Source organism: Bradyrhizobium sp. AUGA SZCCT0177, assembly GCF_018130125.1.
Lineage (GTDB): Bacteria > Pseudomonadota > Alphaproteobacteria > Rhizobiales > Xanthobacteraceae > Bradyrhizobium.
Genome location: NZ_JAFCMA010000019.1, coordinates 125880 through 142721, shown reverse-complemented (window position 1 = coordinate 142721; position 16842 = coordinate 125880). Strand labels below are relative to the sequence as shown.

At 61.3% G+C, this 16842-nt stretch carries 16 protein-coding genes and 1 pseudogene; 4 read left to right on the top strand and 13 right to left on the bottom strand.

Features of this window, described 5'->3' with window-relative positions:
• Window positions 1-93: 93 nt before the first annotated feature.
• Window positions 94-1236 carry a serine hydrolase domain-containing protein gene (locus JQ597_RS22610; protein WP_212266584.1) on the bottom strand — a complete coding sequence of 381 codons (1143 nt, stop codon included), beginning with the start codon at window positions 1234-1236 and terminating at the stop codon, window positions 94-96.
• A 167-nt stretch (window positions 1237-1403) separates the two neighbouring features.
• Between JQ597_RS22610 and JQ597_RS22605 the strand changes: the two genes are divergently transcribed.
• Window positions 1404-1547 carry a hypothetical protein gene (locus tag JQ597_RS22605; RefSeq protein ID WP_212266582.1) on the top strand — a complete coding sequence of 48 codons (144 nt, stop codon included), beginning with the start codon at window positions 1404-1406 and terminating at the stop codon, window positions 1545-1547.
• A 205-nt stretch (window positions 1548-1752) separates the two neighbouring features.
• Here JQ597_RS22605 and JQ597_RS22600 read toward each other — a convergent pair whose 3' ends face one another.
• Entirely contained in the window at window positions 1753-1962 is a 210-nt protein-coding gene (locus JQ597_RS22600; protein WP_249148116.1) for an NAD-binding protein, read from the bottom strand.
• Window positions 1943-2245, bottom strand: a complete 303-nt coding sequence (locus JQ597_RS22595; RefSeq protein ID WP_212266680.1) for a hypothetical protein — start codon at window positions 2243-2245, stop codon at window positions 1943-1945. Before JQ597_RS22595 ends, JQ597_RS22600 begins: the two co-directional genes overlap by 20 nt.
• 190 nt (window positions 2246-2435) lie before the next feature.
• On the opposite strand from JQ597_RS22595, the gene JQ597_RS22590 reads away from it, so the two are divergent.
• The gene (locus JQ597_RS22590) at window positions 2436-2714 is read left to right on the top strand and encodes a hypothetical protein (RefSeq protein ID WP_212266578.1); all 279 of its coding nucleotides are present in this window, start codon (window positions 2436-2438) and stop codon (window positions 2712-2714) included.
• Between the two features lie 535 nt (window positions 2715-3249).
• Here the strand turns inward: JQ597_RS22590 and JQ597_RS22585 are convergent.
• On the bottom strand, window positions 3250-4215 hold the full coding sequence (locus tag JQ597_RS22585) for an ATP-grasp domain-containing protein (protein WP_212266575.1): 966 nt from the start codon (window positions 4213-4215) through the stop codon (window positions 3250-3252).
• A 392-nt stretch (window positions 4216-4607) separates the two neighbouring features.
• Window positions 4608-6275 (bottom strand): sulfatase-like hydrolase/transferase, encoded by a 1668-nt coding sequence (locus tag JQ597_RS22580; RefSeq protein ID WP_212266571.1) that lies wholly within the window; start codon window positions 6273-6275, stop codon window positions 4608-4610.
• A gap of 105 nt (window positions 6276-6380) precedes the next feature.
• On the opposite strand from JQ597_RS22580, the gene JQ597_RS22575 reads away from it, so the two are divergent.
• Complete coding sequence (locus JQ597_RS22575) at window positions 6381-7196, top strand: class I SAM-dependent methyltransferase (protein WP_212266569.1); 816 nt, start codon at window positions 6381-6383, stop codon at window positions 7194-7196.
• A 58-nt stretch (window positions 7197-7254) separates the two neighbouring features.
• Here JQ597_RS22575 and JQ597_RS22570 read toward each other — a convergent pair.
• The 5 genes and pseudogenes from JQ597_RS22570 to JQ597_RS22550 all read right to left on the bottom strand — a co-directional run bounded on the left by JQ597_RS22570 (window position 7255) and on the right by JQ597_RS22550 (window position 13456).
• Window positions 7255-9166: pseudogene (locus JQ597_RS22570) on the bottom strand (diguanylate cyclase).
• Between the two features lie 232 nt (window positions 9167-9398).
• A complete protein-coding gene (locus JQ597_RS22565) occupies window positions 9399-10682 on the bottom strand; it encodes a cystathionine gamma-synthase family protein (protein ID WP_212266567.1) in 1284 nt (427 codons plus the stop codon).
• 255 nt (window positions 10683-10937) lie between these two features.
• On the bottom strand, window positions 10938-11126 hold the full coding sequence (locus JQ597_RS22560; RefSeq protein WP_212266565.1) for a hypothetical protein: 189 nt from the start codon (window positions 11124-11126) through the stop codon (window positions 10938-10940).
• A 122-nt stretch (window positions 11127-11248) separates the two neighbouring features.
• Window positions 11249-11989, bottom strand: coding sequence for a hypothetical protein (locus JQ597_RS22555; RefSeq protein WP_212266563.1), 741 nt, complete (start codon window positions 11987-11989; stop codon window positions 11249-11251).
• Window positions 11990-12151: 162 nt separating this feature from the next.
• Window positions 12152-13456, bottom strand: a complete 1305-nt coding sequence (locus JQ597_RS22550; RefSeq protein WP_212266561.1) for a PQQ-dependent sugar dehydrogenase — start codon at window positions 13454-13456, stop codon at window positions 12152-12154.
• 311 nt (window positions 13457-13767) lie between these two features.
• Here JQ597_RS22550 and JQ597_RS22545 point away from each other — a divergent pair, with 311 nt between their 5' ends.
• Entirely contained in the window at window positions 13768-14754 is a 987-nt protein-coding gene (locus JQ597_RS22545) for a DUF808 domain-containing protein (protein ID WP_212266559.1), read from the top strand.
• Window positions 14755-14806: 52 nt separating this feature from the next.
• On the opposite strand, the gene JQ597_RS22540 is transcribed toward JQ597_RS22545, so the two are convergent.
• The 3 genes from JQ597_RS22540 to JQ597_RS22530 form a co-directional block, all read right to left on the bottom strand.
• Window positions 14807-15007: a hypothetical protein gene (locus JQ597_RS22540; protein ID WP_212266556.1), complete on the bottom strand. Its 201-nt coding sequence runs from the start codon at window positions 15005-15007 to the stop codon at window positions 14807-14809.
• A 147-nt stretch (window positions 15008-15154) separates the two neighbouring features.
• Window positions 15155-16234 carry an HlyD family secretion protein gene (locus JQ597_RS22535; RefSeq protein ID WP_212266553.1) on the bottom strand — a complete coding sequence of 360 codons (1080 nt, stop codon included), beginning with the start codon at window positions 16232-16234 and terminating at the stop codon, window positions 15155-15157.
• Entirely contained in the window at window positions 16231-16752 is a 522-nt protein-coding gene (locus tag JQ597_RS22530) for a MarR family winged helix-turn-helix transcriptional regulator (RefSeq protein ID WP_212266550.1), read from the bottom strand. The genes JQ597_RS22535 and JQ597_RS22530 overlap by 4 nt, the downstream gene beginning before the upstream one ends.
• Window positions 16753-16842: the final 90 nt, after the last annotated feature.

Here is a 16842-nt window from a genome sequence, read left to right as displayed (position 1 = left end):
CCGAATGGCTGCGGCTGGCTGCCATGAACGGACATGCGCACACTGAAATGAAGGCATCAGCGACCGGAGCGTATTACGGTCTGGGCCCATTTCTCATGGATGCCAGTCAGCCACCGAACGCACCATATGCCATCCCAACATATCAAGAGCGGCGGTCATGTCCCGGAATTTGGGCCGCGTGTTGGTAAACGCGGACCAGCAAAAATCGCTATTTGTTCGTACAGAAAGGGTTTCTGTTCCAGGCAACGAACCGCCATGCCACCAATTATTGGCCGAATTAACGAACAGGCCTTTGGCATAACGGGGATTTGCGGCGGTAGGGGTGCTCATTGTGCGGAGCGTGTCGTCGGTCAGCAGTTGTTTCGTAGTCTTGAACCCATCGATATGAACGAAGAACGTTGTCATCTCGCTCGGTGTCGCAATCCAACCACCGTCAGAATCCATTCGGGCGACGTTCATCCCGTAAGGATCGCCCCCAGCCGGACTATAGTATTTTACCTCGTTGATCGCTCGGTCCGTCAACGTATTTCCGGCAATCTGCATATCGTTTATTCCACAGCGCTTTAGAATGTTTTCCTTGATGAATTGTTCGTAGGTCTGACCAGTAAGTTTTTCAATCACGCGCCCAAGTATGCAGTAGCCGAAATTGGAATAGGCAAAGGATGTCCCTGGAGGGACGGCAAGAGGCATTTGCTTCAATGTCCAGGTAATTAGTTCCCGATGGTTCAGTTGCTTGTTCAAGAACATTGGATCGCGAGCATCGTTTTTCCAACCACCGGTGGTGTGAGTTAACAGATGCTCAATTGTAATTCGTGTTTCAGATCCATCGGCCGACCACGGGTAATCATCACCAAAAATGGAATTTGGTCCAAAAATGCGCTGATCCAGCTGCAATTTTCCTGCTTCGATGAGTGTGAAAATTCCGGTGGACGTAATCGGCTTCGATATGCTCGCTACGCGAAATCGATGTTGCGGCGTTAATGCTTCGCCAGTGTCACGATCTGCAACGCCGAACGCCTCAACGTAGGCAGGCTTTCCCTTGATTGCGATCGCAATCGAGAGACCCGGAACCTCATAGGTTTCCATGAAAGCGGCGGCCAACCGAGCCAATCTCTTGCGCTCATCCGGCGTCGGTGCCGAGGCGGGCTCCTGAGGAAGAGCCGGGGACGATCCGTGGACCATTCCTGCAGCACAAAGTAACGAAGTCTGAAGCAACTGTCTGCGTGAAATGGACATCGCGGCCTTTCTCAACTGAGAGCGATATCCCTAGCGTAGATTGTTTTTTTGTATTTTGCACCTGGTCCCAGAACGGCGTGAAGTGTTTAGGGTCAAGAAGGACCAGAGGGAACGTCTGCTGCTGGCGCGCCCAGCGGGCATTCGTTGCAAGCCATCAAGAACGCATCATGAATCGCAATGGCGAGAAGTTCGGCGCGCGGCGCGATAAAAAGAAAAAGGCCGGCGGGCATTACGCCGCCGACCTTGTCTTGCAACTGCCGGCTCGGGGGTCCGGTTCCGTTGCTTTGCATTTCGTCGTGCTGGATTGGTAGCGCGACGCGTCGGCGGACACCATTGCACGCGGGTATGGTTCGGCCGTCCCGAGGTAGCCTCCCCCTACGCAATTGGGATGGAGCGGGCTATCCCTTGGTTTAGGGCGCATATCGTGCGACCGGCTGACATCGTCATTTCCGGTGGGGGTCACCTCGCCGCTGGTTCTGGAATAACCGCTCCGGGCGCCAAGCAGGCGATGACCCGTTACGGGCCGTTGGCCTTCAACACTTCGAACACCGCGGCCGTATCCTGATCGCCCAATCCCATCGCCATGGCCTGTGTGTAAACCGGTTGCGTCATTGCAAAGAGCGGCGTTTCACAGCCGACCTCGCTGGCGAACTCCGCGATAATGGCCATGTCCTTTTTCCAGGTCGATATCCGCATCGTTGCAGGTTCATAGAGGCGGCTTGCCATCATCGGGGCCCGCATCTGAAACATCCGCGAACCGCCCGCGCCGGGAACGATCATCTATGAAGCCTACGCGCTCCGGCTCCTTGCCGAGCTTGGACTGAGTGACCCCTCCCCCCTCGACGAGAGCGAAACCAATTTTCACGAAGCCCTCCGAAAGGCCGAGGCGTTCGATCTGCGCCCCCTGGCGGCTCAATGTCACCTCGGGCTCGGAAAACGCTACAGATCGGCCGGCCAGAGCGGAAGCGCCGAGCAGCATCTCAATGCGGCCGCAGCCCTGTTCCAGCAACTTGGCATGCAATTCTGGCTGGAGCAGACGCAGTCGCAGCTTGCTTCATTGTCCTAGTCCAAGGTCGAAGAGAAGTGCCGGAAAAGGAAGACGCCATATCCAGCGCAAACCCCCTTGCGAGGGATTTGTTGATGGTTCGGTAATCTTCTGCATTCAAGATTCGGGCAGTTAGTTGCGTTGGAGTACCGCTTTGGAAAATTTTGACGAGCTGCGCGATCTCGCAGCGGACGTTCGCACATTCATTGAAAGTTCAAAAAACCCGGCCGCCGCATTGAGGGATGTGGTCGCGGCCTATGATGTTGTTTTGGGTATCTTCCCCTCGGAAGAGGGAATGGGCCTGCACGTCGTCAAGGGCAGCAGTTTGCTTGACCGCCTCGCTACCCTTCAGTCGAATGCCCTCTATAGTCACACCGCTATTGCCGTGCATAACCGGGAACAGGCGGTAGAGCTTCAAGCACTGGTGGCTTAAAGGCGCCCCTGGCGGGGGCGTTTTCGTGTCAGTTATCCTTTTCCTCTTTCAATTCCTTGAGATCATTCAAACTGCTTTTGACGTGCGCCGCATCGTAAGGATCCGTCGCTCCGACCTAAACGCATCATGTCCTAGCGGCGCTTCGCAGCCTTGGCTTCCGGGGCTGCTTCGCAGCCTTGGCTTCCGGGGCTGCAACTTCCAGGGCGGTGACCTCCAGTCCGCAAGCGCTGGCGAGCGCTCGCAGTTCGAGTTGAAGGGCCTCGAGCTCATGGCTATCGAGGCCTCCATCGATTGCGAGTGCGGTGACGACCGGATCCCGGATCTCGAGAGACTTACTTCTTGGCGGCTTTCTTTTTCTTGGCAGCTCTCTTCTTGGCTCTTGCTTCCCTTGCAAGGCGGTCCTTTTTTGCGGCCGCGGTCGCTTTCCACTTTTTCTCAAAATCCTTCACTCACGCCACGAACTGACGAAGCATCGCCTTCCCTTCGGCGCTCTTCGGCGTGACCGCCACCCGAATATAGGTACGGCCTGTGGTGCTTATCTTCTTGTTGACTTGAATGTACGCCATCCGCTTTCGCCCCTTCCCGTTGTTTTCAGCCGGCCCCGACCCGAGGCTGCCCCTTGCCAAGTACTTCGAATGTTATCAGCGAATTGGGAGGCGTGGAAGATGCGCGGCGCGCCGTCGAGGTCTCGCATCATGTACCAGTCCGGCGTGGCCTCGTAACTGTCTTCGATCTTGACCTTCAGGCCTCGCGCCAGCTGAACGAAGGTCCTGGCCATGTTATGCTTTCCGACCATATCGAAAATGTTGGTCGAAGACGTAAACCGGCCGACGCCGATTTCCGTGATGCAGGGAATGCCGCGCACATCCTCCTTGAGATCCACGCTGAAAACTCCGGACGCCCTTGCATCAAGCAGCTTGATAGCCCGCACGCAGGTGTCCACGACTTTCGGTTCGAAGACCGTCTTTGCCAGCCCCGCCACCGAGGAGACCCGCGATGGTTGGCTGCCCATGCCAAGATAGGAGAGCCGTTCGTAGGTCTTGATGAGCACCAGCTCGCCGTCCCTCCAGACGCTTTGGCAGCCGAAATCCCGGCCCGGCAAAAACTCCGACAGCAAAAAAGCCGTAACCGGCACGCCGCGCATCTCCTTCCAGTACCTGATCCAGCTCCGTGCCTGCTCGGCGGTCTGGACCGGCAGCGCGCCGAGCGCGCCGGCCCCGCTCCGGACGCGGCACCATAATGGTCTGCCGCCTTTGAGCTGCTGGAAGATTTTGGTGACGTTCTTCAGGTCCTCCACCGGATAGGTTTCGGGAGCGTCGATGCCGTTGCGGCGCAACAGTGAAACGAGACGGTACTTGTCGCGGGAAACACTCAGCACGGCTTCGCCTGGCAGGAACAGATATTCGCCGAGAGTCTTCCGTGCGCGCGACAGGCTCTCAACATCGGAATCAACGGTCGGAATAATGAGCAGGCGTTCGGTCTTCATGATCCAGCGCAGCACCTCGCTCCATTCCGGATGATCGGCTGATGGGACGAGGTAGTTTCTGTCGGCGTCGGATTTCTTCAGGGCGAACTGGTCGTCGTTGCAGCCAACGATGAAGGAAGAGCCGGCGCCGGCCCGGATGCTGCGGACCAAATTGTTACTCGAACCGTTACCCGCGCTCGTAAACAGCAATCGCGCAGCCACCAACTTCTCCCGTATCGCTTAATCTATGATCTCGCCTGAAAGGAAGTAACGATGAACCTCGCGAGGGTAGGCAACAAATCCTGTTGAAGCAACCGGGCATGGGCCGTACCCCACAGCGACAAGCATTCGCGAAGCTAGCAACGGGACGAAGCTCTGGCGCAGCGGCGGACGTTCGGCAAGCGGGCGACGTGGGCCCCGGAGAAGGTTTAGCGCTGGTATCGCACAGCCGGTGCCACGTCGATCACGCCCAGATCGACCAGGGTACGGTGAAACCGGCGTTTTCGTTCCGACGATGATGCGAAGTAGGCGCCGCCGCATTGTTCAAGCAGGCTCGCGCGCGTCGCGAAGATCTCGTCCAGCGGCAGACCGGCATGCTGCAAGGCCACGGTGCCGAGAAAGGCGATATCCAGGTCCGGGCCGCGTCCACGCGGAATTCGATCGGGGAAATCATTCAAGGTTTCGATGGCGTAGAACGTGCGAAACTGCCGCCTCGCGTCCGAGCCGAGCTTGAGTTTTTTCTCGATCCGCCGCGTCATGACGGGTTGATGATCGCCATAGTGCACAATGAGTGTCGGACGCTTGGGAAAACGGGAGGAAAGCTCGGACTTGAGTTTATTCCAGGTCACGGCGGTCTCGACCAGCCGCGCGTAATACTCGGCATAATGTGCATCGGGAAGGCTCGCGGCAGCAAACGCCCGCTCGCCTTCAAAGCGCCCGGGGGCAACCAGGCTTCGGTTGTGCGGGCCGTGATTGAAGTTGGTCAGCGCATAGAGAAAGCGAGGTGCAGCATCGTCGGCCATCCCTTTCATATGCGCATTGAGCGCGGCGTCCAGAAACAACGCATCGGAATGTGTGGTTTCGAAACGAGCGACGTCGAAGGGCGGCTCAAAATCGTCCGTGAAGAGGCGCTCGTTGATGCCTATCGAACGGTAAAACCTGTCATAGCTGAGAAAGCTGCGACGGCAGCTCGAAGTCAGCATTGTCCTGTATCCGAGCGCCGAGAGCGTCCCTGGAAGACTGCTGTGGAAGCGGCCGGCCCCGCGCTTGAAGAGAAAATAGGCGTTCGAACCGAAGCTCGCGCTTGAAAGGCCCGTCAGCAGGCTGAATTCCGATTGCCACGATCCTCCGCCGAAAATATCCACGTTGAGGCTGCCATGGAGTCCGTCCTTCGGCGACAGAAACGATTCGACAATCGGCTCAACCGGGAGACCAAACAGGCGCGGATCGAAGATCGACTCGTGCTGGATCACGATGATGTCGGGATAGTCGAGGCTGCGCGCCGGCACCGCCGCCATCAGCGGCAGCGGATCTTTGGCGATGTCGCTCAGGGCGAGCCCGCCGGACGGCCGCCAGGAAAGCGGGTTGAGCAGCGAAGCGATGAAGCTGGAAAGAAAACAGCGGCGGAGCGCCGCATTGCGCTGGAAAGGCAGCGGCCCGCCACTCGCTTTGTAGGCTGCCACCAGGCCAATACAAGACACGCCGAAAAACAGGATCTGGAGTTCAAACGGTACTGGCGGTCCACGCACATAAATCAGGGTCGCGACCGCGGCCAGCATGAGCGTGATGCTTCCCGCCAGAGCAGCCGTCAGTGCGAGCGGATACTGCACCAATAAAAATGGAACTGTTCCGGCAAAAGCCAGCGGCAAATCGGTTGCAATGAGTTTGATCCCGCTGTGATTATACTTGACCCTCGACGCTCCGAAAACTGCGGCCGCCACGATGGATGACAACAGGATCGCGCGTTCCAGATCGCTAACGACAAACAGCAGCATTGCGGTGCACAAACACAGCGCGGCCGCAGCCAAAGTAAGATGCTCAAGGCTGCGTTCCGCCAACCAAAGCACGGCGAGAGCGATCAGGATGATCAGGGCCAACGACATCTCGATAGGATGCCAGAGGAATGATTTGGCGTCCACGATGGCGAAAGCGTGCATTCGCGAAGCACATTGAAATCTGCTAGGGGTCAAGACGGAGCAGACATGATCGACCCCTTCGACATCAATCGCCGGAACTGGGACGAGCGCACCGCCATTCATGCGCGCGATAGCAACGGCGATTACATGCTCGACCGGTTTCGGGCGGGCGAAGATGCGCTGAGTGCGATTGAAGTGGCGGAACTCGGCGATATCAGGGGAAAGCGCGTCCTGCATCTGCAGTGCCATATCGGCCGCGACACGTTGTGCCTGGTGCGGCGCGGCGCGACGGTTACCGGGCTGGATTTTTCTCCGGCCGCGCTCGATGTGGCGCGCCGCCTCTCCAATGAGACCGGGCTGAAGGCCGACTTCGTCGAGGGGACCGTCGATCAGGCCCCTGCCCTGACGCCGGGCCCGTTCGATCTCGTCTTCACCACCTGGGGCACCATTTGCTGGCTGCCTGATATGAAGAAATGGGCAGAGACCATTGCGTCCGTGCTGGCGCCGGGTGGCGAACTCTATTTCGCGGATGCGCATCCCGCCTTCACGGTGATGGAAGAATTCGACGGCAGGCTTGTTCCCACCTACGATTTTCAAACGCCTGCCGACCGGCCGCTGCAGTTCGCAAACGAGACCACCTATACCGGCGATCCCACGATCATGTCGCATCGATCGACCCGCGAGTGGATCCACTCGCTCTCGGCCGTGCTCGGCGGCCTGATCGATGCCGGACTGACGATTACGATGTTCAGGGAGCACGAAGTGTTGCCCTGGCGCGGCCTGCCAAGCCTGGTGCCGGCATCGGAAAGGCTGTGGCGGCTTGCCGATGGCGTGCCGCGCATGCCGTTGTCGTATTCGGTCAGGGCCAAAAAGGGTTCGTGAAAATCGGCGCCGCGCGGCATCCAGCTTCAGACGCTCCTGGCTTCAGGCGCTGTTGTAATCAAGCGCTTCTGGCGTCAGGCCAGGCGACGACTTGTCCTGACATGACCAGCCGATCGCGTCCTTCATTCTTGGCCGAATAGAGCGCCCGGTCCGCTGCGGCAATCAGAGCCGCGTGGTCGGTCATGCTCTGGGCCGGGACATTCGTTGCACCGCCGAGACTGACGGTAATGAGTTTGGAAGGCGGGTTGAGCGCGTGCAGCATGCCGAGTTCAAGAAGCGCTTCACGCACCTTCTCGCCGACCTGCATGCAGCCTTCCGAATCGGTGTTGGGCAGGAGCAGCACGAACTCTTCGCCGCCGTAGCGGGCTGCCAGATCTGCCGGCCTGCGAATTTGCGCGTCCAGGATCCGCGCCAGCGCACGCAGGCAGGCATCTCCGGCCTGGTGACCATAATGATCATTGAACTTCTTGAAATAGTCGACGTCGATCAACAACAGCGATAGCGGCGTGCCATCGCGCCTGGCGCGCGCCCATTCCTCCGACACGCGCTCGTCGAAATGCCGGCGGTTGGCCAATCCCGTCAATCCGTCGGACGTGGCAAGCGCGGCCAGCTTGTTCTGCAAATCCTGTTGCTCTGTCATGTCGCGAGATTGCGACCACGCCGTCGATCTTGTTGGTCTCCGCCGAGCGCGTCACGCGCAGAGCGGTCTCGACCCAGATTTCATTCTTTTCGCGGTGACGGACGCGGTAGATGAGCCGCGCCTCTTCGGCCTCGCCGTTTTTCAATGCCGCGATGGCTTGCTCAACCCGCGGCCGGTCCTCGGCGTTGATCGCCGCAAGGGCCGGCGCTCCCAGCAACTTGGCGGGGTCGTGGCCGAAAACGCGGGCGCATGACGGCGAAACGTAGAGAATCCGCTCGTCCAGCCCGATACGCATCACCACGTCGCTGCACTGTTCGGCCAGCAGGCGAAAGTCCGCCTCCTTGGCCACAAGGGCTGCCGCCATGCGCTGGCGCTGCAGCAGGTAACGCACGAAGGCAAAGCCGGTCAGCGCGATCACCAGCAAGAGGCCTGCGACGACAGCCAGCCGTGTGAACGATTGCTGGCGCCATGGCTCCAGCACATCGTCCTGCGCCTTGGTCGCCAGAACCAGGATGGGATATCGGCTGCTCAACTGGTAGAAGCTCAACCGCTCAAGTCCGTCCAGCGGCGATTTGAAGTAATAGACGCTGGCGCTGGGGCGGTCTTTCAGGGTCCGGAACAATGGCGACTTGGACATATCGCGTCCGACATTGCTGCCGTCTTCGTCGCGGCTGCGCGCCAGCAGGATGCCATCGGCATTCAATAGCGCCACCGAGCCGTTCGGCCCGATGTCAAATCGCCGGTAGAATTCCTTGAAATAGGCCACGTCGATGCTGGTCAACACCACGCCGGCAAAGCTGCCATCGGGATGATTGAAGCGACGGGACAGGGTGATGATCCACTGACCTCCCGAGCGACTCTTGACCGGCCGGCCGATCAGCGTCCCGCGATCGGTGGAATCGCGATGGCGCTGGAAGTAGTCGCGATCGCCGTTGTTGAGACCGGTGAGATTGATGTCTTCAGTCGTTGCGAGCCAGCGACCGGTTTCATCATAGACGAAGATGCCGCGGATACGCAGCCGGTTGAACTTGCGCGATTGAAGAAACGTCTGGATCTTTTCGACCGCTACGGGGCTGATTCCGCCGGTCTCCATGCGGTCAACCATTCCGGTTAGAATAGTGTCCGCCAGGTCAAACGTATCGTCGGCATGCTGCGTCAGCGAACGGGCAAGATTGGCCATGTCCACTTCCGCGTTCTTCAGGTCGACCTGCCGGGACTCCCATTCGCGCCAGCCGCTCAGCGCAAGAATTGCAACGCAAGCCAACGCCACGAATCCCGCCGCCCACAACGGGATATGCGCTTTGCCAATTTCCCGGCGGCTGGTGATCATCTTGAGGCTGCTCCGATCCGAGCAAACTTCCATGGAGGGCTTAACGCCGCGTTGCCCCTACAACAGCTATGGCGGAGTGGGTGAGCGCTTTACCCTCGCGCCGGATCGGATGTTACGTAATGCGATCGTACTTCATTAACCATGGAGGTTGCGTGGGCACGGCCCGCGGCAAAGCTGCCCCGGAGGGAACCTCGTCCCCCCGGTATGAGCGGGCATCAGGCGAGGCACACAGCTACGCCGCGTTCAAGGCCTGCGCGATATCGGCGATCAGATCGGACGGGTGCTCGATGCCGATCGACAGCCGGATCGTGGAGTCGAGCACGCCGATTTTCTGGCGGATGTCGGCTGCAACGCCGGAATGCGTCATGCTCGCCGGCAGGCTGGCCAGCGACTCGGTGCCGCCGAGACTGACCGCCAGCTTGAATATCTGCAGCGCGTTGAGGAACTTGAAGGCGGCGGCCTGGCCGCCGACAATGTCGAACGAAAACGTCGAGCCGGCGCCGCTGCATTGGTGTGCGAACAGGCGTCCGGCCGGCGAGTTGGCTTCGTGGTGCGCCAGGTAATGCACCTTGGCCACCTTGGCGTGGTCACGCAGGAAATCCGCCACCAGCCGTGCGTTGGCGTCGGCCTTCTCCATGCGGATGCTCAGGGTCTCGAGCGACCTGGAAAGCATCCAGCAGGAATGCGGGTCGAGCTGGGTGCCGATCGCGCCGCGTAGCGCCTTGATATCCTTCATCAGGGTTTTTGAACCAAGCGCTGCGCCCGCGATCAGGTCGGAATGGCCGCCGATATACTTGGTCAGTGAATACAGCGACAGATCGGCGCCGTGCTCGATCGGCCGCTGAAACACCGGCCCGAGCAGCGTATTGTCGCACGCGACGATCGGCACGTGGTCCTGCGCCTCGCCGATATTGTCGGCGACACGGCGGATCATCTCGATGTCGACCAGGCCGTTGGTGGGATTGGCCGGGGTCTCGATGAAGATCATCGAGACCCGGCCTTTGCGCATGGCGTCTTCCGCCGCCAGCTGCACCGCGGCTTCGTCGATGCCGTCGGCAAAACCCACCGAGCCGATCGAGAGGCCCGCAAGCGTTTTCGTGAACAGGGTCTCCGTGCCGCCATAGAGCGGTTGTGAGTGCAAAATGACATCACCGGGGCGGACGAAGGCGAGGATCGCCGTCGATATCGCCGACATGCCGGACGAGAACAGCGCGCATTTCTCGGTGCGCTCATAGATCGCAAGCCTGTCCTCGACGATCTCGCTGTTGGGATGATTGAACCGCGAATAGACCAGGCCTGCACCCATCCCCTCGGGCGGCTCGCGCCGGCCCGAGACGAAATCGAAGAAATCCTGACCGTCTTCGGCGGTCCGAAACACAAAGGTCGAAGTCAGGAACACCGGCGGCTTGACGGCGCCTTCCGACAATTGCGGATCGTAGCCGTAGTTCAGCATCAAGGTTTCCGGATGCAGCATGTGGTTGCCGATGTGGGTCTTGGACGGAAACGGTTTCACCATGGCCTGCCTCGCTGGCTACATTCAGAAACGTTCCCCTTTGTGGGGGTCGACAAAGACGATGCGCCGATCGCGTTGGGACATGACGGCGTCCAACGACTCGGGTCACCGATCTCTGGAGCAGCCTAGCAACATCCGGGGGTGAATTCACTGCGTTCGCAGGCAAGGCGACCACGTCGCCCGTGCGAGATGCTGTCGCAGCCGGGCCGGCAATACCGGCACGAGGTTAGGAAATATCGTCGATTTGTCGCAGCCCGGTCAGCGCTCGGACCGCATATACGGGCTGCGCTCGGTCACATGCTTGAGTTCGGGCGCAACGTCCATCGTCTGGGTCACGTGCTGCGCTATATTGGTTCGCTTCGTGCCGGCCGGATTGCCCACAAACGCCCACATGACCACGCCAATTGCGAGCGTCGCGCCGCTGATCACCCCGATGTCTCGCTTCATTGCGATCTCCCGTTTTGTTTTCGGGTGTGCGCAAATCAAGCCAGCGGCTCGTGGTCGAAGTATGGCTAATGCAAGATAGGCTGGCCTATCGCGGCAATGTGATGGCTGAACCGCGGCAGCGCTCAGCTCTTGTTTGGCGTGGCGGCGTCCGCAGACAATTTGCCGAGCATGGCGGTGAGTTCCTCATCGGCGCTGATGATCGTCTCGTTGCGGTCTTCCTCGCCCGCTGCAGTTGGCGGCGCGGCGTGTGCGCCAACAGCTTCCTGTTTGGCCGGTTCGACCGGCGAGGACGCGGAATCGAGCGATTTTTCGGAAAGCTTTAATGTCGACTCCGGCAAAGGCCTCCGACGGGCCGCCGTCGCGCCGCCAACCGGATTGGGCGGCCTGGCGTCGTCAACCAGCCTGCCATTGCCACGCGGCGCAACACTCTCGCTTGCTCTTCCGATGATACCCTCAACGATGGCGGGAAGGCGCTGCTTGTCGACGTCGGCCATGTATTCGCAGGCTAACTCGTCGACATATTGCTGGCCGTAGTCGGCCAACACGGAGGTTATCCGCGCGAGATCGACATCGCTTTCAACAAGCTGACGCCATGCCTGCCTGTCATAGGAAACCGCCGGTGGACTTATCGGCTTCGGGGGTTCGTGAGAGACGACCGGTTCGGGAACCGGGGGCTGCGCCATGCGCTCATCGGCCGGCGCGCGGCCGAGCGTTGTGACACTCACGCGCCGTCGCCTGTTCTCTGCCACCAGGAGTGACAGCAGGCCGACGCCCATCAGCAGGAACCCAACCGTCGCCCATACCAGCGTGACGCAAAGCAGAGCCCCGGCAATCAGCAATATCCACCCGGCAACGCGCACCAACAGGCCTTCTCTGCGACTAGGGCCAAATTCAATTGCTAGACATGAGCGCTAATTCTCAACGCTTCCGGCAAGCTGCGCAACACAAGATTACCGCCTCATCCGGTGACGGCCGGCCGGCGCATTCGTTCGCCGATCCAGCCGTCGCGGGCACGCTCAGTTCTGCTACGCGCCGGTGACGCGCCAGATGACGTCGCCGACATCGTCCGCCATCAGGAGCGACCGGCCGTCGGGACCGACCACCACCCCGACCGGTCGTCCATAGGATTCCTTCTCGTCGGGTGCGAGGAAGCCGGAAAGAATATCCCGCGCCGGCCCTGACGGACGCCCGTTCTCGAACGGCACAAAAACGAGCTTGTAACCGCTCAGCGTGCTGCGGTTCCAGGAGCCGTGCTGGCCGATCGCCATGCCGTCGGGAAAACCCGGCAGCGTGCCTGCGGGCACCCAGCAAAGACCGAGCGACGCAGTGTGCCCGCCGAGCGCATAGTCCGGCGTGATCGCCTTGGCGACCATGGCCGGATCCTGCGGCACCCGATCGTCCACCGTCCGGCCCCAATAGCAATAGGGCCAGCCGTAAAAGCCGCCCTCGCGCACCGAGGTCAGATAATCCGGAGGGGTCTCGTCGCCGAGGCCGTCGCGCTCGTTGACCACGGTCCAGAGCACGCCGGTCTGTGGCTCCCAGGCCATGCCGACCGCATTGCGCAGGCCGCCGGCAAAGATGCGGCTGGCGCCGCCGGCAAGATCGAGCTCATGGATCGCGGCACGGCCCTCTTCCACTTCCATGCCGTTGTCGGCAATGTTGGTGAGCGAGCCGACACCGGCGTAGAGCTTCTTGCCATCCGGGCTCGGCAGCAGGCTCCGCGTCCAATGTCCGCCCGGCTTGAAGGTGACGAGTTTGCGACCTGTTGCCGTGATGCGATCGGCGTTCGCCACATAGGGGAACGCCACGACGCCGTCGGTGTTGCCGACATAGAAATTGTCGCCCACCAGCGCCATGCCGAACGGCTGGTTCAGCCCCTCCATGAAAACCCCGCGCTTCTCGGCGACGCCGTCGCCATCCGCATCGCGGAGCAGCGTGATGCGGTTCGCGCTTTCGCCAAGCGCCGCGGCCCGCCGCATCGTCGCCTGCATCGCATAGCCGAACACGTTTCTGACCGGACCTGCGACCTGGTTCGACTCCGCAATCAGGACGTCGCCATTGGGCAGCACGTTGATCCAGCGCGGATGTTTCAGGCCGGTCGCAAATGCATTGACCTTGAGCCCCGGTGCGGCGGTCGGCTTCTGCCCCTTGTCCCAGCCCCTCGCCGACGGCATCTTCAGCGTCGGAATGGCGCCCTGTGGCTTCGCCTCCGGCACCACGGGCGCGCTGCCCCAGGCAGGCGCCGGCGCGTCGCCCTGCAATTTGCGCCAAAACAAGGCAGCCCCGCCGATCAGCGCGACGATGCGCGCAAAAATTGCAGAAAAGTTCATGACATTCCCCATTGGATCGCGCGCACACTAGAGCAAGATCGGTCCTGATCAAATCAGAACCGATCTTGCCCTAGATCCCTGTTCTTGACGCGTTTTCTTGACGCGAACCGGTATCCACTTCGCTCGAAAACGCTATAGCCGACGTCTCTGTGCGTTGAAACCTAGCGCGCCGAACTGCAGGTCTGGATTGCGTCGAAAAAGCAGATCGTGAAACGTCCCCCAATGCTGTAAAAGCCGATCCGCTGTCAAAGCTCAATCTGCGGAGGGTCACGCTCGGCGAGGAACCCGCGAATCATGAACGGGATTTATCGATGAGCGTCGGATTGATCGCCCTTCTCGACGATATCGCGGCGATCGCAAAGGTGGCAGCGGCTTCCCTTGACGATGTGGTCAGCCAGGCCGCCAAGGCGGGAGTAAAGGCGGCGGGCGTCGTCATCGACGATACCGCGGTGACGCCAGGTTACGTGATCGGATTCGCGGCCAAGCGCGAACTGCCGATCGTGGGCAAGATCGCGGCGGGGTCGCTTCGCAACAAGCTCCTGATCCTGCTTCCCGCTGCGCTGGCGCTCAGCTACTTCCTGCCCTCGGCGATCACGCCGCTGCTGATGTTCGGCGGGGCCTATCTCTGCTACGAAGGCGTTGAAAAACTGTACGAAGCCGTCATGCCCCATCATGCGCACCAGCATGAGGCCGAGCTCGGCACGGTGGCGTTGCAGGCACAGACGCTCGAGGACCAGAAGGTCGCGAGCGCGATCAAGACCGACTTCATCCTGTCGGCGGAGATCATGGCGATCACACTGGCGGCCCTGCCCGCCGGCAGCATCCTGAAGCAGGCCATCGTGCTGGCGGTGGTCGCAATCGGAATCACCGTCGCGGTGTATGGCCTGGTGGCCCTGATCGTGAAGGCCGACGACGCCGGCGTGGCGCTGGCGCGAAACGACAATGTTTCGGTCATCGCCAGTATCGGCCGCGGATTGGGACACGCCCTTGTCCGGGGCATGCCCGTCTTCCTGGTCTTTCTCAGCGCGGTCGGCACCGCCGCCATGATCTGGGTTGGCGGCGGCATCATCCTGCACGGCATCGAGGCGTACGGCCCGCCTTCGATCGGTCATGCCGTCCACGCCGCGACCGACGCTGCGGCCCACGCCCTGCCGGCGGTCGGCGGTTTGCTCAAATGGATCGTCGAGGCGGCCATCTCAGGCGTGATCGGACTGGTGGTCGGCGCGGCGTCAATCCCGGTCATCGGATATGCCGTTGCGCCCGCCTGGAAACGCGTGAAGCGGCTTCTGCCGGGCTGACCACAAAAAGATCGGCCCAGCAGACCAGCCCACGGCGTCACGCATACTGCGATTATGGGATGCAGGTCCCGCCACGGTGCCCCGGCGTAAACAGGGCGCCGCAGAGCGAACCACCGGTAACCCAGACCCCAAACCCGTAGCCTCCAACCGTAATTTCGATTCCGACGTAGCCCTTGTCGACGACGACGGTGACCGCGCCACCGTTCACGGCATCGAGTTCGTCCATGGTCAGTTCGTTGATTTCCTTGCTCATGTCGCGCTCCCATAGCGGCGGGGGAATTCCCGACCTCCAACGACTGCAACGTTAGGGTGCTGCAAGGATTGCTGCCGTGACGAATATCACGAATGCCCGGCGCGCCGTTCCTGCCGGACGGGCCAGGGCAGCGCGCGTTGATCCGCGTTATTCCGACTTGCTGGTCTCTTGCGTTGCAGGATTCGCCGCAACCGCAGGTCCGCCGCCGAGCAGCCTTGCGAGGCTGCGGGCGCGCCTTGTGTCGATGCTGACATAGGCGGTCATGCCGGCGCGCAGCGGCGGCTCGCCTGATCGTTCAACCAGCTGCAGCCGCACCGGCAGGCGCTGCACGACCTTGACCCAATTGCCTGAGGCGTTTTGCGCCGGCAGGATCGCAAACTCCGCGCCGGTCGCCGGGCTGATGCTCTCCACCACGGCGTCCCAGGTAACGTCGGGATGCATATCCAGCACGACCTTGGCCTTCTGCCCTACCGTCACATAGGTCAGGTCGGTCTCCTTGAAGTTGGCCTCCAGCCAGGGCCTGCGGTCGGTGACCAGCGCGAACAGCGGCGTCTGCGCCTTGACCTGCTCGCCGAGCTGCAGCTTGAAATTGACCACCACGCCCGCCTTCGGCGCCTTGATCTCGGTATAGGCAAGGTCGAGCGCGGCACGATCGCGCACCGCCAGTTTTTCGCGCACCGCCGCGAACTGATCCGTCGGCCGGTCGGGCTTGCCGCCGAGGGCTGCTTCGACGCGGGCGATGCGCTGGTGCAGCACGGCGACGCGATCTTCGCCTTCCTGCTCCTCGCTGTTGGTCTGCTCGACCTTCGCGGTCGAGGCGACGCCGCGTCCGGACAGCTCACGCTGGCGCCTGGCCAGGGACTGGAGATACGCCAGCTTGTTCTCCGCCTCCTTTGTCTCGGCCCGGATCTCGCGCAGGCTGGCCTTGAGCTGCTCGACGGCGGCGCGCGCGGAATCAATTTCCGCTTCGGCCTTGGCGAGCGCCAATTGGTATTGCGTCGGATCGAGGCGAAGCAGCACGTCGCCGGCGGCGACGGCCGAATGATCGCGGATCCGCAACTCGGTGATACGGCCCTGAACCTCGCTGGCGATCTGGGCGATGTCCGCCTTGACGAACGCGTTCTCGGTCGAGATGTGGCGGCCGCCCTGCAGCCAGAAGGCCAGCGCGCCCACCAGGACCAACAGAGGCACGCCGACCAGGGCCAATCGCTTCATCCGCTTGGTCATGGCGCGGCCCTGCCGTTGAGCCGGCCTGTCGCCAATGGAACTCGCTTTCGCGGAGCCGTCGCCAACTCGCCCCGCGCGGCCTCGCCGTCATCCGCCGACACCAGGGTTTTCTTGATGCGCTGCAACAGGGCCATCAGCTGTTTGCGCTCGGATCCTGCGAGATCGGCAAGCCCGGCATCGACCGTGTCCTCGGCGACGCGCCAGATGCGCTTGTGGACCCGCTCGGCCTCCTTGGTCAGATAGACGCGCTTGACGCGGCGGTCGTCCGCTTGCGTGCGGCGTTCGACCCAGCCATTGGCCACCAGGCGGTCGATCATGCGGCCGGCGGTGGCCTTCTCGACCTCCATCATCTCGGCCAGTTCGGAATGCGAGGCGCCGGGACGGCGGTGCAGGCGGGTCAACACCAGCCATTGTGCCCGCGTGATGCCGAGGCGGCGCACGCGGCGATCGAACTCGGTCCGCAACAGGCGGGCAACGTCCGAAATCACAACCCCAATATATTCGTCGGTATTCGGCATGGCGCTGTTGTGGCAGCCCTGAAATTAGTAAGCTAGGTTAGTATCTGACATCAGCTGCCGCAAGGGACATCACCCTGAGTTCCACCAGCA

What these genes read in the sequence shown, in the direction of transcription:
- JQ597_RS22610 (WP_212266584.1), bottom strand. Translation starts at nt 1,236, where the DNA reads ATGTCCATTTCACGCAGACAGTTGCTTCAGACTTCGTTACTTTGTGCT.
- JQ597_RS22605 (WP_212266582.1), top strand. Translation starts at nt 1,404, where the DNA reads ATGAATCGCAATGGCGAGAAGTTCGGCGCGCGGCGCGATAAAAAGAAA.
- JQ597_RS22600 (WP_249148116.1), bottom strand. Translation starts at nt 1,962, where the DNA reads ATGGCAAGCCGCCTCTATGAACCTGCAACGATGCGGATATCGACCTGG.
- JQ597_RS22575 (WP_212266569.1), top strand. Translation starts at nt 6,381, where the DNA reads ATGATCGACCCCTTCGACATCAATCGCCGGAACTGGGACGAGCGCACC.
- JQ597_RS22565 (WP_212266567.1), bottom strand. Translation starts at nt 10,682, where the DNA reads ATGGTGAAACCGTTTCCGTCCAAGACCCACATCGGCAACCACATGCTG.
- JQ597_RS22560 (WP_212266565.1), bottom strand. Translation starts at nt 11,126, where the DNA reads ATGAAGCGAGACATCGGGGTGATCAGCGGCGCGACGCTCGCAATTGGC.
- JQ597_RS22550 (WP_212266561.1), bottom strand. Translation starts at nt 13,456, where the DNA reads ATGAACTTTTCTGCAATTTTTGCGCGCATCGTCGCGCTGATCGGCGGG.
- JQ597_RS22545 (WP_212266559.1), top strand. Translation starts at nt 13,768, where the DNA reads ATGAGCGTCGGATTGATCGCCCTTCTCGACGATATCGCGGCGATCGCA.
- JQ597_RS22540 (WP_212266556.1), bottom strand. Translation starts at nt 15,007, where the DNA reads ATGAGCAAGGAAATCAACGAACTGACCATGGACGAACTCGATGCCGTG.
- JQ597_RS22535 (WP_212266553.1), bottom strand. Translation starts at nt 16,234, where the DNA reads ATGACCAAGCGGATGAAGCGATTGGCCCTGGTCGGCGTGCCTCTGTTG.
- JQ597_RS22530 (WP_212266550.1), bottom strand. Translation starts at nt 16,752, where the DNA reads ATGCCGAATACCGACGAATATATTGGGGTTGTGATTTCGGACGTTGCC.